This window comes from Flavobacterium sp. SH_e, assembly GCF_025717045.1.
GTDB lineage: Bacteria > Bacteroidota > Bacteroidia > Flavobacteriales > Flavobacteriaceae > Flavobacterium.
In genome coordinates, this window is record NZ_JAOVZN010000004.1 from 24,078 (window position 1) to 39,573 (window position 15,496).

Annotated in this window: 9 protein-coding genes; 1 reads left to right on the top strand and 8 read right to left on the bottom strand. The window is 36.0% G+C overall.

What is annotated here, in order from left to right:
• Positions 1 to 56: 56 nt before the first annotated feature.
• The 3 genes from OD917_RS07340 to OD917_RS07350 all read right to left on the bottom strand — a co-directional run bounded on the left by OD917_RS07340 (position 57) and on the right by OD917_RS07350 (position 3,088).
• The gene (locus OD917_RS07340) at positions 57 to 1,193 is read right to left on the bottom strand and encodes a DUF3500 domain-containing protein (protein ID WP_263522906.1); all 1,137 of its coding nucleotides are present in this window, start codon (positions 1,191 to 1,193) and stop codon (positions 57 to 59) included.
• Positions 1,194 to 1,307: 114 nt separating this feature from the next.
• A complete protein-coding gene (locus OD917_RS07345) occupies positions 1,308 to 1,991 on the bottom strand; it encodes a LytR/AlgR family response regulator transcription factor (protein WP_263522907.1) in 684 nt (227 codons plus the stop codon).
• Entirely contained in the window at positions 1,988 to 3,088 is a 1,101-nt protein-coding gene (locus OD917_RS07350) for a sensor histidine kinase (RefSeq protein WP_263522908.1), read from the bottom strand. Before OD917_RS07350 ends, OD917_RS07345 begins: the two co-directional genes overlap by 4 nt.
• 195 nt (positions 3,089 to 3,283) lie before the next feature.
• On the opposite strand from OD917_RS07350, the gene OD917_RS07355 reads away from it, so the two are divergent.
• Positions 3,284 to 3,862, top strand: coding sequence for a hypothetical protein (locus OD917_RS07355; RefSeq protein WP_263522909.1), 579 nt, complete (start codon positions 3,284 to 3,286; stop codon positions 3,860 to 3,862).
• 136 nt (positions 3,863 to 3,998) lie between these two features.
• Here the strand turns inward: OD917_RS07355 and OD917_RS07360 are convergent, their stop codons facing one another.
• From OD917_RS07360 to OD917_RS07380, 5 genes are all read right to left on the bottom strand, one after another.
• Positions 3,999 to 6,314 carry a glycoside hydrolase family 3 C-terminal domain-containing protein gene (locus tag OD917_RS07360; RefSeq protein WP_263522910.1) on the bottom strand — a complete coding sequence of 772 codons (2,316 nt, stop codon included), beginning with the start codon at positions 6,312 to 6,314 and terminating at the stop codon, positions 3,999 to 4,001.
• A gap of 285 nt (positions 6,315 to 6,599) precedes the next feature.
• The gene (locus OD917_RS07365; protein WP_263522911.1) at positions 6,600 to 7,898 is read right to left on the bottom strand and encodes a glycosyl hydrolase family 8; all 1,299 of its coding nucleotides are present in this window, start codon (positions 7,896 to 7,898) and stop codon (positions 6,600 to 6,602) included.
• A gap of 293 nt (positions 7,899 to 8,191) precedes the next feature.
• The gene (locus OD917_RS07370) at positions 8,192 to 9,685 is read right to left on the bottom strand and encodes a RagB/SusD family nutrient uptake outer membrane protein (RefSeq protein ID WP_263522912.1); all 1,494 of its coding nucleotides are present in this window, start codon (positions 9,683 to 9,685) and stop codon (positions 8,192 to 8,194) included.
• A 12-nt stretch (positions 9,686 to 9,697) separates the two neighbouring features.
• Positions 9,698 to 12,706, bottom strand: a complete 3,009-nt coding sequence (locus tag OD917_RS07375) for a SusC/RagA family TonB-linked outer membrane protein (RefSeq protein ID WP_263522913.1) — start codon at positions 12,704 to 12,706, stop codon at positions 9,698 to 9,700.
• Between the two features lie 745 nt (positions 12,707 to 13,451).
• Positions 13,452 to 15,395, bottom strand: coding sequence for a glycoside hydrolase family 97 protein (locus tag OD917_RS07380; protein WP_263522914.1), 1,944 nt, complete (start codon positions 15,393 to 15,395; stop codon positions 13,452 to 13,454).
• Positions 15,396 to 15,496 lie beyond the last annotated feature (101 nt).

The window sequence follows — 15,496 nt, forward strand, 5'->3', positions numbered from 1 at the left end:
AGCCATTCAGATAAGGCCAGATAACCATTTATCTGGACCTTACCTAAATTTGCCTCTTACAGTCCTATATAATCTCTTTTATGATCTCTCATAACAGTATGATAATGTATTCCTGACATTACCACTCCATTTTGGCACACAAATTCGATCCAGACACTTGGTCCGTCAATTCTCACGTAATCTGTATTAGCGGTTAAAAAAGAACTTGCTGTTCCTGCTGTAGCACTACTATTGCTGGCATAGCCTACATAAGTGTCCGCCAGCTCATTCTGATAAATAGCTAAGTAAGAAGCTGCCGTTGCATCATCCACATCATTTACCCAAGCTGCGATGGCAGTCAACACTTTTGCCTGCGTTGCGGAACTAAGTGCGCTTACTTTTATTCCTGCTTTAGTGCTTGGCATTGTGTTGGATGTAGAGCCTGGCACCATCAAACAGTCCGAAAATGTTCCTGAAATTTTAGCCGTTGCCAATTCGGTGCTCGACAAAGCGCCAAGCATTTCCTGCATAGCTGTATGTTCAGATTCTATCGGTCCCGTGTACGTCGTTCCTTTATAGGTAAAAGATCCTTTAGGCTCTACCGCTTCGTGCATTGGCGTAATGCTCGTAACTGCTCCGGCATCATAAGTGATATTCTGCGCATAATGGTGTCCACCAATCTGCAGTTGCCATTTTCCTGTTGTGCTTGGAGTTCCTAGAAATGCAATAACATAATTTCCAGAAGAATAGCCAGAAGCTGACAATCCCAAATAATCATCAGCAGTCATGATCTGAGAGAATTCATCGTAACCCTCTCCTGTTCCAGTTCCAAAAGCAGCCTGCGCTAAGGTTTTTGCCGCCGCAAGCTGCGAAGTGCTCAGCGAGCTAAATGCAATTCCATTTCGGCATGAAAGCCCACAAGGAAGATTAGACCATCTTTTCGCATTGGTAAGATTTAAAGCAATCACAGCAGAAGACTGCTGGCTCTCGCTCAGTGTGGCCAGAAAATTATTGGCCAGACATACGATTTTTGCGGTTCCTGTCAGGGAACTGCAATCTGATTCTGCATAATTTCCTGTGCTTTCTGATGCGCCTGTAGCTGTTTCAGCATCTGAAGAATCATCATCGGCGCTTTTACTGCATGAAATCGCAAATGAAACGCCTGAGAAAAGAACCGCAAGCAGAAACACTTTTAAGTAGATTCGGTTTTTCATATTAATTAAATTTAAGAATGGTTAAAAAAAAATATTTTTCTATAATTTTCTATAAATTAAAAAAATGAAAATGAGCGGTTTAAAGTTGTGTGGCAAACGGGCTATTTTCTGTGGTTAAATTCCCAATAAGGCCATAAAATCGTCCTCATAAGTCTTTCCTAAAGGAATTTCTTTTTCTGAAATAAAAATTGTTTTATTTTTAAAGGCAGTTATTTTTGGCATAGCTGCGATATAGGAGCGGTGCACCCTGCAGAACTGTCTGGCAGGGAGCTTTTCAAGAATATTTTTAATGGGCATTCGGATCAGAACAGGCTTTTGGCTGGCTAAATGGATTTTAATGTAATTATCAAAACCTTCAATATACAGGATATCCTGCACACTAATTTTTACCAATCCATAATCCATCCTAAAATAAAGTTCGTTATCCAGCGACTGGGATAAGAGCTTATGTTGCTCTATGGCTTTGTCAACCGCTTTTTTAAAACGTTCAAAGCCAAATGGCTTCAAAAGATAATCTATAGCACCAAACTCGTAGCTCTCAACAGCATATTCTTTATAAGCCGTAGTGAAAATCACCATTGTTTTCTGCGAAATAGATTTATAAAAATCAATTCCAGAATGTGAAGGCATATTAATATCCAAAAATATAAGGTCAACGGCATGTTCCTCCAAATAGAATCTGGCCTCGCTTGTCTTTGAAAATATCTTTTTCAGATCGACTGTCTCAATCCTGCTGCAGTACAGTTCGATGATCTCCAGTGCTGGCATCTCATCATCTATTGCTATTGCTGTTATCATATTAGGGTAATTTTTAAAACAACCGAAAAAGTGTCTTGTGCATTGTCTATCGCTAAACTATGTTTGTTTTGATAAAACAATTCCAGCCTTTCTTTAGTATTCTGAATTCCTATATTGGTCGATTCAATGTTTACAGAAGTTACAATACGATTAAAAACCTTTAAAATGACTTCCTTTCCCAAAGTTTCTATCTGAATGCGAATAACGGATTCCTCATCGGGATTGACGCCGTATTTAAAAGCATTTTCGATAAAGGTGAAAAGAAGCAGTGGCGCAATTTTTTTCCCTTCAAAATTTCCTGAAGTATCATAAGTCAAGTCAACCGTATCTCGCAATCGTGACCTTTGCAGATCAATATAATTACTAATATACTCAATTTCTTTTTCTAAAGAAACTTCATTCTGGTAAGAGTCCTGAAGCAGATAACGCATAAAGTCTGAAAGCTTTATCACCGTTTCTGCCGCCCTTTCGTCTTTTTTAATAGAAAGGGCATAGATGCTGTTTAGGGTATTAAATAAAAAATGCGGATGGATCTGCATTTTTAAATGAGCCAATTCTGCATAAAGCTTTTCGTTTTCTATTTTTCGAATCCGGTTCTGAACCTGCATCAAAATTGAAAAAACGATGATAACCGCATAGAGATAAATATGGTGGCTGATCTGATTCCAAAAATTACCCAAAAAACCAAAGTCTTCCGCAGTTTCATGACTAACTATATGAGGCATTCTTGGAGCATTATGCAAAGGATTTCTTCCTGTAATTAATGACGGTACAATAGAAATCAGAGCAAGACCTGAGAGAATAATAATGCCATAGAGAAAGTATTTTTTTTTGATAAAAAATTTCTCAATGAGATAGTAATAATTCGCATAAAATATGCAAAGCATCATCAGATTTGCAATAAAATCTCGGCGCGTTGGGACAGACAGCAGAAAGTCTTTTTCTTCTGGCGGATGTGTAGGGAAAATTATGGGCGTTGCCATAAAAATAACGCAGGCTATGATATGAAAGGCTATATTTCTGTATTTCCCCATACGAGATGATTTTTTCATCAAATATAACCTATCATTTGCTGATGCGAAAAATAATGTTGCCAATGTGCTAAATTCTGGGGTCAATCAGTAAATTTGTAAGCATAAATGCTTTTCTGCCATAAAAAGCTAAGGCAAATCTTAAAGATCATTCACTTCTCTAAAAAAGATTTTATAAAAAATAATTAAGAACGCATTTTTAACGCCATTATCTTACTCTTCAATTTTCGTTAGCACACCCAATAGTTAAAAAATAACTTTATGAAAAAAAACTTCTGTTATGCATTAATACTAATTATAGCACTTTCCTGTTCTGAAAAAAAAACACAGACAGAAAATATTATAATTAAAAATAGCAAATCCGATACTGTTTCTAAAATGAAGAATGATGAATCGGAAAACGATTCAGATTGCGTATTTGATGACAATTACAAAAAAATAACAGAAGAATGGCTCAATGCGCTTGAAATCAAAAAATATGTTTGGGATTCAAAAACTAACAAAGCGTCATTACTATACAATGGTGATTCTCTAACTGTATATAAAGGAGGCTGTAATCATTTTATCAGTTCAGTGGAAATTAAAACAGATATTTACCCAAATAAGGAATTAGACAGTGCTTTAATAAGAAAAATTAATGATGTAGCATGTAAATTTAAATTTGACAACTATTGCAAAAAGCTTATTGAAGGCCGATTTAAAAAAAATGACAATGGTGATTCATCATTTTTTTTGGAGTTTGAAGATGATGATTCAGAAGATAATTTAGTCTCTGAAGGGATACAGATTTTAGAAAGAGAAAAAAACACATTCATTACAATATCAGAATACTATAATTAAAACTGTTGCTAACAGTGGTTTAGCACTTCTAATAAAAAAGAGCATAATGACGAAAATTAAATCCATCACTTATACTCTCCTTTGTATAAAAAAGTGTGAACATCTTAGTTGCCTACATCCACACTTATAGCCAATGCTACGGTTGCAATTTCAAAACATCATGGCATTTGACTGTCTGCGCCACCGCCTTGAATTCAACATTCTGGCGAATATCATCTGCTGATGCGGCGAAATGTGCAACATAAACTCCTTTGTCAGTAATAAAAGCCTGCTCTGATTCGTCATAAGATGCCAAATCATAATTGGTAAATGTCATATCAATCTTCTGGCTTTCGCCTGGCTGTAATTCTTTTGTTTTTCCAAATGCTTTGAGCTCATAAACTGGTTTTACCAATTTTCCTTTGGGTGCAGTAATATATAACTGGACAGCTTCTCTACTGCCGTATTTTCCAACATTCTTCACAGTTACTGATGCTGTGTAAACGCCGTTCTTTCCCTTAACTGAGGCATTAGCATATTCAAATTGCGTATAATTCATTCCAAATCCAAAAGGATAGGCCGTTTTCTTTCCTGCTGTCTGGAAATATCTGTAGCCAACATCCAAACCCTCATCGTATCTAGTTTCTCCCAAGTTAGGCATTTTATTAATCTCATCCTGCTTGACAAAAATTTCATCTCTCCATGTCAGACCATTAGGGAAATTCTTAGTAGAAGGAACATCAGCCAGAGCTTCCGGCCATGTCATAGTCAGTTTTCCAGAAGGCGCTGTTTTGCCTGTAAGCACATCGACGATACTGTTTCCTGCTTCCATACCAGGCTGCCAAGCCAGCAGTATGGCATCTGAATATTTCTGTATTGGAGCTGTTTCAATTACGCCTCCTACATTTAAAATTACAATGACCTTTTTTCCCTTTTTATGGAAAGCCTCGTAAGTCTGTTTGAGCATATCAAGTTCATCTACGTTTATATTAAAATCTTCAAAAGCACGGTCATTGCCTTCACCAGAACTTCTTCCTACGGTAACAATCGCAAATTCATTTCTTTCTGCAGCATTTGTATAGGTAAAAATTCCCATCTGTGGTTCTTTAACCCTAGGCCTCGGAAAATAGCTCGATGATGAAAAAGCCCCCATTTCAGATTCTGCCTCATGATGGGCATAGTCTCGATATTTTGAATAAACGGTGTTCAAAGTGTCATCAATTCGAATACCAGCGTTTTTGAGTCCCTCAACTAAATCTACCACATACGGCTTATTTACATCGCCAGATCCTGAACCGCCGGCATAAAGATGATAAGAAGTATGTCCAAAAAGAGCCGCTTTTTTCACTGAAGAAACAAGAGGAAGCACATTGCCTTCATTCTTCAGTAGCACCATTCCCTGAGGCGCAGCCTTGCGTATTATTTCTGCATGGGCTTTTAAATTAGGACTGTTTGAAAATTTATATCCATTGAATCTTGGGGTTTTAACTATATATTCCAATACGCGTTTTAGGTTACGGTCGACATCCGCCATAGAGATAGAGCCGTTTTTCAATCCGTCCGTAATCTGTTTAATCTGCTCGGCGTTTCCTGGTGTCAAAAGATCATTTCCAGCATGCACCTGTGCCGCGGTATTTCTGGTATTCGTCCAGTCTGTTAGTACAAGGTTTTTGAACCCCCATTCATCCCGCAGTATTGTAGTGAGCAGATCTTCACTTTCCTGTGTGTACACTCCGTTAATATAGTTGTAGCTGCTCATGATAGTCCAAGGCTGGCTTTTCTTTACCATTATTTCAAATCCTTTCAGATATAGCTCTCTCAATACACGCTGGCTGGCTATCACATTATTGTGGGTTCGGTTCCCCTCCTGATTGTTGGCCGCGAAATGCTTCGCAGAAACTCCAACGCCTCTGCTTTGGATTCCATTAATAATTGCCGCGGCAATCAAACCAGAAACAAAAGGATCCTCAGAATAGTATTCAAAATTGCGTCCACATAGCGGATTTCGCATCAGATTCATGCCCGGCCCCAATATAACATCCACACCATACTCTTTGACCTCGCTTCCGAACGTGGAGCCAATTTCATTCATAAGCCCTGTGTCCCATGTAGAGGCAAGCAGCGTTCCGATTGGAAAACCAGAGCAGTAGTATTTTTTTTGATCATTCGGCCTTTCAGCGCTTATATGGACTCCTGCTGGCCCGTCTGCAAAAACAGTGTGAGGTATTCCAAACCTGTCATTTTTGGCAGTATTACCAGCTGCTCCGAGTACAATAGCTCCGGCATTAGGATCGGGATTAGTTGGCAGTCCCCAATACGATTTTCCAAAGCTATAGCCTACAAGCATATTGGCTTTTTCTTCAATGGTCATTTCCTTAATGACTGCATCAATGTTTTTTGGGTTTAGCTTTATCTGCGCTGTAATACTGCCTGACAGCAGCACAACACCTAGCATAATAATTGCGTTCTTCATTTCTAGCGGTTTTTTAGATAGTAATATTATACTGTAAATCTAAACGTTATAAGAATACAATCGTAAGGTAGAAGATAAAATGTAGAAGACAGAAACATTTAAAAAACTAAAAATCAATATATTAACATCAGTTATTTATCTAAAAAAAGTAGCTATTATAGGTTTGAGAAGAAAATTAAAACCATTAAAAAAGTTCTTCTAAAACTATTGTAATACACTATATATAAAATTATTTGCAAAATTTAGAAACAATGCTGTGCTTTTCATAATTTTTTGTTTAAAAAGTTATTTCACTTCAGGAACAATAATTTGGTATTTTCCGCTAAGATGCATTAGACTAAAAAGATACATCAGCCCGTCATAGTAGGGATCAAAATAGCCGTCTTGATAAGGTTCAAGCTTTGCATTCCAAACCGCATGAACAAAATCCATACTTTCTTTATCGTTATTGACTAATGAAGCAGTGGCTGAAGTCGCTACTAACCCAATGGAATGCCTTAGTTTTTTAATAGGACCAGCCTGAAGAATAAAATCTGGATTAGAACCATCTAGATTAAACTGATCCTCAAATTTGTCCAATCCTTTCGATCGAAGAAAATTTTGAAATCGTTTCGCATATTCTTCCTGCCATTTTTTATCTTTTCCGTACCAAGTATAATCCATTGCCACGTTCATAGGAACACGCCAGGAATCGTAACGAAATCCTTCAGGCATCCAAGGTGTTGGATGCGGTTCGCCAGTAAATTCAGTATAATCTGAATTCAGGCCTGTTAAAGGATGGCATGCATTATGCAAAAAATTTCGCGAAACTTCTGCACATTCTTTATAAAACTGTTCGTGTCCATCTTTAGCATACAATGCCCATATTTCGTAAAATGCAGGGACATGATAAGAAGGATCTGTCCAATTATAGCCTCCACCTTCTGGCACAAATGAAATCTGTTTGTGAACAGTATTTATGATATTATGCACATTGCCAGTGCCGTCTTTTTTCCACATGGCATCCAGAATTTTCCTAGCTTCTTTGTAGTAGTGTATTCCTGTAGCGTTTCCCCATTTATTGGAAGCAAAAAGAAGACTCGTTATATAATATAATTCTCCATCTGAAGCAGATCCTGGAGAATTCTGCTTTTTAGTCAGCGGATTCACGCTCCAAGCAAAATAGCCTTCTCTGGGCCCATTCTGATGCTGCATGTATTTTACAGACCATCGCCAAAGCCTATCGAAAACTTCTTTTTTATTGAACTGAACGGCAATCATCATTCCGTAAGACATTCCTTCGGTACGAGCATCTTTATTTTTGACATCAGAGACGTATGCGAGAGCATCTCCTTCTTCAAAATATACTTTATTTGGCCCTTCAAAAATATCGTAATAGGCTTTAGCTACTTTTTTTTCTATTTCGTCTTGGCTGTAGCCAGCTTCTTTAAAAAGATTTCGGTATTGAGGTCTGCCGACTTCTGTTTTTGCTGTATTTTTTTTCTTCTGTCCCATAACCGAAATTGGCACAGTGATCATGAAGATTAGTATCGAAGTCGAAATTGTAATCAGATGCTGGTTTGATTTTTTTTTATATACAATCATATTTATTTAAATATTAATTATTCATCAGAAAAAAATGAGATTTTTATTTTACGAGACTTACACCTTCTATTGTCTAGGCTATCTTTTATAAACAAGAAAACCAAGATTGGCTGTAAAAACATCTTTGACAATGGGATTTTAAGCTTCTGTCTACCCTGTAAATAAATTACAAAGGAGTACAAATGTTCTATTGCACTAAACAATAAACAGCGCAGTAAAATGCGCTGTTTACAAAAAACTAACTTAACTTAACTTGACTTAACTTAAACTAACCAAAATTTAATTTAATTATCTTAATAACCAGGATTATTATCGCTTGGTTTTATTTTAGGATTCGAAGATGTTTCTCTGTTTGGTATAGGCCATAATTCACTTTTACCAGTAGTAAAACCTGTGCCTTGCAATACAGTGCTTGCTATACCCCATCTTATAAGATCGTCAAAACGAGATTGTTCTCCAGCAAGTTCTACTTGGCGTTCGTGAACAATAGCTGCAAAAACTGTCTCTTTTGTTGGCGTAATATTAGTTGTCAAGTTTGCTCTATCTCGAACTTCTTTAATGTATGCAATCGCTGCTGTTTGCGAACCACCATCTCTTTGATTTTCACATTCGGCTTTCATAAGCAATACATCGGCATAACGCATCACTTTGAAGTTAATGCTAGATCGTGTTGCTTCATCTTCTCTATTATAATAGTTTTGATATTTTTTCCAGCCTGCTCTCCTTACCCCTGCAGAAGTAGTAAAATTACTTGCGAGCATTACCTTGGTTCCTTTTAAATAAGGAGAACCAGGCACATAAAAAGTATCTCCGAAACGGTTATCACCTGGCTCGTAAGAATCGAGAAGATCATCTGATGGATAAACATTATACCAGCTAAGATTTCCATATTCCTGACCTCTAAGTGTTGACTCATCAAAACCAGTTCCGCCACTATCACCAACAGCACCCCATTGATCACCAGTTCCATTTTTTTCGTCAAACTCGATTTCAAAAATCGATTCTTTACCATGTTCCGTTTCTTGCATGAAGTTGTTATAAAAATTTCCTTTATCTTCAAGGCTGTAGCTTGTCACATTATTTAAAGCAGCCAAAGCTTCACTGTATTTCTTTTGGTACAATAATACTTTACCTAATTGCGCATAAGCCGCTTCTTTATTAGCTCTTCCTGCTGATTCTGATGCTTTTGGCAAAAGATTTTGCGAAGCAAAAACAAGATCTTCTTCAATTAAGGCATATACCTCTGTTTTAGGGCTTCTTGCATTTCCTATAATAGTACCTGTTTTATAGATTGGCAAATCACCAAAACGTCTTACTAATAGAAAATAATAGTATGCTCTTAAAAAATGAGCTTCTCCTAAATATTTGTTCTTTTTTTCTTGAGATAAAACAGAATTCGGAAGAGCATTGATTTTAGGTTCGTTATCCAACACAAAATTGGCTCTCGAAATTCCTGTATAACAAGATTCCCAGTAGTATTGAATAATATCATTTCCTGCATTAAAAGAAAAATCCTGAAAAGGTTTCTTGTTACCTTCTAATTGTGGATTTCCTAAAGCATCATGTCCCATAAGATCCATGGCAAAGAAAAGATTTCTTCCATAAAGGCCTCTTGTCTGAAGATTTGCATACGAAGCGTTTACAGCAGACTGCACCTGCGTTTCGGTTTTAAAGAAAGTTTCGGGCGATAAAGTATTGGGATTAGTCAATTCTAATTCGCTACTATCACATGAAGTTAGAGTTAAAACTCCAGACAGTACTATAAGTATATATTTAATGTTTTTCATCGTCTCTAAATATTAAAATGTAACATCGATTCCAAAAATTACCGATTTTGGCTGTGGATATCTCCCTAAATCAATTCCTGCTGAATTTGCATTACCATCTGCGCGTGCAATTTCAGGATCTAAACCGGAGTAATTTGTAATTGTTATAAGGTTCTGTGCACTTAAGTAGAACCTTGCTTTTGAGAAATAACTCTTAAAAGTGTCTCCTGATAATGTATATCCAACAGCGATGTTTTTTAATCTTGTGAATGAACCATCTTCAATATAGCGTTGATTTGCAGAAGACCAGTTGATATCAGCTCCTTGAGCTCTCGGCAATGTAGCTGAAGGATTTGTCACCACACCATTTTCAACAATTGCTCTATCTAAAACGTCTGTGCTTGCATTAAACAAACGGTTCATTCCTTTTAGATCAAAAGTGTTAGCATTATAAATATCGTTACCGGCAACTCCTGTGATAAAACAATTGAAATCAAAGTTTTTATACGCTGCCGTTAGATTCAAACCATAAGTAAAATCGGGGTATGGATTTCCTATGTTTGTTTTATCATCTGAATTGATCACTTTATTGCCATCGCGATCCACAATTTTAATGTCACCTGGCTTTATAGTAGTCTGACCTGGTCCAAAAACAGCATCTACTTCTGCCTGATTTTGGTAAATCCCATCGGTCTGATATCCATAAAAATAGAATAACGGCTGCCCTACTTCTAATCTAGAGAAATTTTCAAGACCTGCTCTTGCTGAAGGTCCACCTAGAACGCTGGTTACTCCTGGGGCTAAACCAACCACTTCATTTTTACTTGTTCCAAGATTTGCTATTGCAGACCATGTAAAGTCTCCTTTTCTGTCATTGTAACCAATAGAAACTTCAAAACCGCTTACTTTTACATCTGCAATATTTTGAATCTGAGTTCCACCGCCTGCAGATCCAACAGAAGCTGCAAGAGGAACTGCAAAAAGAATGTCGCTACTTTTATTGTTGAAATATTCAAACGAACCTGTTAGCTTATCATCAAATAAACCGAAATCAACACCTATATTTCTATCTAGTTTTGACTCCCATTTTAAATCAGGATTAGCTGCAACGCCCAACGAAACACCTGGCGCATTTTCTCCTCCAATTGGATAATTGTAATTTGCCAATAAAGTAGCACTATATTGGTAGTTATCTATTCTATCGTTTCCTGTTGTTCCTGTACTAGCCCTAAGTTTTAAGGTACTGAAAATAGAATTTTGCATAAAACTTTCTTTCGCAATATTCCAACCTAATGCTACAGAATAGAAATTCCCCCAACGGTTATTTGCTCCAAAACGAGAAGAAGCATCTCGACGCCCTGAAACCGCCAAAAGATACTTACCATCATAGTCATAGTTGATACGCGCTATATACCCTAAGTTCTTTTCTTCATAATTAGCAGATCCTAAGCTTCCCTCATTATATCTTAACTGATCAATTTCGTTTGAAATATAATAACGGCTTCCCGCTGCTAAACTTTGCCCTTTTCCGTCAATTTTAGTGATAACTCCCAATATCTCAAGGTTGTGCTTTTGAGCTATAGTCGTTTTATAAGTTAAACTATTATCAAAAACGATGGTTTGCCCTTGAGAATTTGTCTCATTTGTTGAAGAAAATGCTTGCTTATGATAAGAACCATCTTGATAGCTTGGAATAAAAGTATGGTCTTTACTAGTATAATAATCTAAAGAAACCTGTGATCTGAATTTTAATCCTTTGTAAATTTCTAATTCTGCATAAATATTTCCGATAATAGATAGATTATTAATTTTCTGATACCCTAAATTAGCCACGCGTACAGGGTTTTCAGCATCATTTCCGTCAATTGCACTAGGCCCTTGATATCCTCCCAAACTATTATCATTATAGATTGGCAAATAGGGAGCCATTTTAATTGCATGCTCTAGTAATGTTCTTCCTCCCGAGCTACGTTCTGGATTAATGGTACTGAAAGAAACCCCAATGTTGCTTCCTATTTTTAGTTTTCCAATATCTTGTGTATTATTTGCTCTAAAAGAATAGCGTTCGAAACCAGTATTTATAATAGCTCCATCCTGTTTCATATATTCTGCAGAATAGCGTCCTGTTGAAGTCTCAGTACCATTTGAAAAACTCAAATTATAATCCTGCATAACTCCTGTTTGAAAAATCTGATCCTGCCAGTTAGTATTGATATTTCCAAACTCAGCTGCTCTAGCAGTTAAATCACTTCCTAAATCTTTAGCGTATTGAAGGTATTGCTGCGTATTTAAAACATTATATCGTTTTGTCACTTCCTGTCCGCCAACGTAAGTGCTAAAAGTTAACTGGCCCGGACCTTTTTTCCCTTTTTTAGTGGTAACCATAACAACACCATTAAAAGCTTTAGATCCGTACAAGGCTGTTGTGGAAGCATCTTTTAAAACAGAGATACTCTCAATGTCATTAGGGCTTAAACCTGAAAGATTTCCAGTTAAAACTCCGTCAATTACATACAAAGGAGCACTATTTCCCATTGTAGCCAATCCACGAATAGTAACTGTAGGATTTGAACCCGGCGCGCCATTTACAACTGTAACCCCTGCAGCACGTCCTTGTAAAGCAGATTCAGCATTAGTAATAGGCACTGCGGCAATATCTTTTGAACTTACTGTTGCAATTGCTCCTGTAACCTTAGCTCTCTTTTGTGTACCATAGGCAACCACAACTTCATTTAGATTTTGCGTATTTTGAACAAGAGTTACATTAATTGAGCTTCTTTCTCCAACAGTAATAGTCTGTGAGATTAAGCCAACATAAGAATATGTTATTTTATCGGTAGGATTAACTCCTTTTAAAGAATATTTACCGTCAAAATCTGTAGACGCGCTATTCTGCGTACCTTCTACATTAATACTGGCACCTGGCAGCGGAAATCCCGAAGGATCAGTGATCACGCCATGAATGGTCTTTGATTGTGCCATTATACTATGGCTACTAACTAGTAGCAGTCCAATTAGTGCAATTTTAAGTTTTAACTTCATAATGGTTTTTTTGTTTGGTTTAAATAGTTAATGTGGTTTTTGTTTTCTAAAGGTTAATATTCATAATTGATATTTTTTATTTCATTAATAATTGGAAATCTTCAATTTTAGAAGGTTACTTTAATGCAAATCTGTTTCATGCTATTTGTAACAAATATAAAAAAAGAACACAAAAAACAATCGGTTGCATAAATTTTTATTTAATAAAAACGTAAAAAACAAGTATTATAAAAACATTAAAGACAGCATTTAGATTAAAAAAATAATTATTATTCAATATCAAAATAATTTTAAAATATAAAATATCAATTATACAGTCAATTACTATTTTTTTGACAAAAAATGTAATATTAAAAAAGTGAATAAAATTCTTAAAAATGGAATTAAAAAATAAGTATAAACTTGTTAAATATAGATAAATGTGTGATTTTTTTGATTTTTAAAATACAAAAACATTTTTGAAAACGTTAAAAAGAAACAAAAGAGCAATCGGTTGCTAAAAAAAATAATTATAAGTATCTAATGTTACCCTTAAAATTTAACCTAACTGACAGTACTGGATTTTAAGTAAAAGAAAGATAACGATTTGTGTCCGTGCTACAGATTGTTTACTACTAGATAGAAATTTGCAGTTATCTAGTTAATTACAAGACGCATTTCAAACAAAAAAGCCAACTTCAAAATAAGTTGGCTTTTTGTGGATTAATCAAATTTAAAAGTGTCTAATGATGACTATAAAAATCTTTTAATTTGTTATCAATATTCCTCCATTGCGTGGTATTTTTATTTCGACTTCTTGGTTTCTGTCCATTTTAAAGGTACTTACATTCCCATTTAAATGTTCATCGTCCGTGTAACATTTTACTTCCATACCAGACGCTAGCATTTCTAATTTTAATTTTGTTTTCAATACTTTATTTTCAGCATTAATTCCAGCGATATACCACTTTGTGCCATTTCTCCTTGCCAATATTACATATTTGCCCGGGTAGCCTTCTAAAAAACGAACCTCATCCCACAATGTAGGCACTTCTTTCATAAATTTTATGGCCCAATCGGGAGCATCGTATAAATTGTTTGGCGCTAAGGCAAAATGCTGTATTCCACTTTGAAAAAGTACGGAAGTCGCTAATGCAAATACATCAGAAGTCATTCTTTTTGAACCTTTATTTGGTGTGTTATCGCTGTTATAGAATTTATTTAAAGCACTTCCTCCAAAATCCATGCTTCCTACAGTGTTTCTAATAAATGTATGCGTGGCAGCACTTATTGCTTCATTGTCGCAACTTTGCTGTCCAAAATGCAAGTTTTCGCTTGCTAGAACGGCTTCACTTGAGGCAAAATTTGGATACATTCGCTCCCAACCTCGGGGCAGTGTACAGCCATGAAAAATAACCATTATTCCAAAGTCATTGGCATCTGTTAGTATATCTTCGTATAATTTCATAGTAACCTGCTTGTCACCACCAAAAAAATCAACTTTAATTCCTTTTACACCGATGTTTTTCATCCATGCCATTTCTTTACGTCGAATACCTGCATTGTCCATTAACCCCCTCGGTCCCTGCGGAGCATCATTCCAATATCCATTTGAATTGTACCATAAATAAAGCCCTACTCCTTTTTGTGCGCCATATGCTGCTAGCTCTGCAATTTTATCACGACCTATCTGCGTATCCCAAAGTGCATCTATTAAAATGGTTTCATATCCCATCGAAGCGCTAAAATCGATATATTGTTTTTGTATAGGGAAAGTGGTATTATTATCCATTTTCATAATCCAGCTCCAAGTTCCTTTTGTATATTGATAGTCTTTAGAAGCTTGGTATTTTGGCTTAACCAAATCGAATGGAATAGTAGTCTCTACAATAGGCGCCAATGTTTCTCCAATTGTAATGGTTCGCCATGGAGTTTCTCCTGCAAGCGAAATTCCTGGAGAAGTTGTCCCGTTCCCGTTATTTTCTCCCAGCATCGGAAATCCAATTGTGTATAATCCGTCCTCATAGCCTATTAATCTGCTTGCACAATAACCACTGTCTACGCCTGTTTCAGAAATTAAAACCCATCCGTTGTTATTTACTTTAAACAAACATGGAAATGTATAGCCATTTCCCAAACCGTTTTTTCCAACAGCATCATCGAGAGTGTATGAGGTTTCATAACTAGGGGCTGTTCTAGCATATCCTGTCATTGGATTACTTTGCGGACACAAAAATGTAGTGGCTCCTTTAGGCAGTAAAAAACCCGAAACTTCTTCCTGAACCACACATGAAAGAGTTTCCATCTGCGGATATAATTTATATTTAAATCCCAGATTATTATTGCTCACTCTAAATATAACATCAAAAGCAGACTTGCCGTTTTTTGTAAACGAAAAAACAGCTTCATTAGCAGTATACTGAACCTTGCTCTTTTTTATGTTGCGCTGCTGATAAGATTCGTCTATTTTATTTTGTGTAATATTTGTTTCTAAAGTTAATCCCGAACTGAAATCTCCAACATTCGTTTTTAAACCAAGAGGAGATTTCTCGATGAATGTTTTTTCATTGTAAATTACACTATACTGAGCCGTTCCGTTATTTACGTAAACTGATACTGCAAGCTTTCCGTCTGGGCTTTTTATTATAGATTGGGCGTTTAGCTTAAAGAAACTAATTAAACATAAAAATATTAAGCTTTTAAAATTCATAACTTTTAAGATTTACCTTTTGTTAATCGCTTGAACTCTTTTTTTTTGGAAAAATAATGTTTTTAAATGATTATTTCGAAAACATCCAATATTGAAAGTAC

Coding starts and splice junctions, on each gene's coding strand:
- OD917_RS07380 (WP_263522914.1), bottom strand. CDS start 15,395: ATGAATTTTAAAAGCTTAATATTTTTATGTTTAATTAGTTTCTTTAAG.
- OD917_RS07340 (WP_263522906.1), bottom strand. CDS start 1,193: ATGAAAAACCGAATCTACTTAAAAGTGTTTCTGCTTGCGGTTCTTTTC.
- OD917_RS07355 (WP_263522909.1), top strand. CDS start 3,284: ATGAAAAAAAACTTCTGTTATGCATTAATACTAATTATAGCACTTTCC.
- OD917_RS07365 (WP_263522911.1), bottom strand. CDS start 7,898: ATGATTGTATATAAAAAAAAATCAAACCAGCATCTGATTACAATTTCG.
- OD917_RS07375 (WP_263522913.1), bottom strand. CDS start 12,706: ATGAAGTTAAAACTTAAAATTGCACTAATTGGACTGCTACTAGTTAGT.
- OD917_RS07370 (WP_263522912.1), bottom strand. CDS start 9,685: ATGAAAAACATTAAATATATACTTATAGTACTGTCTGGAGTTTTAACT.
- OD917_RS07345 (WP_263522907.1), bottom strand. CDS start 1,991: ATGATAACAGCAATAGCAATAGATGATGAGATGCCAGCACTGGAGATC.
- OD917_RS07360 (WP_263522910.1), bottom strand. CDS start 6,314: ATGAAGAACGCAATTATTATGCTAGGTGTTGTGCTGCTGTCAGGCAGT.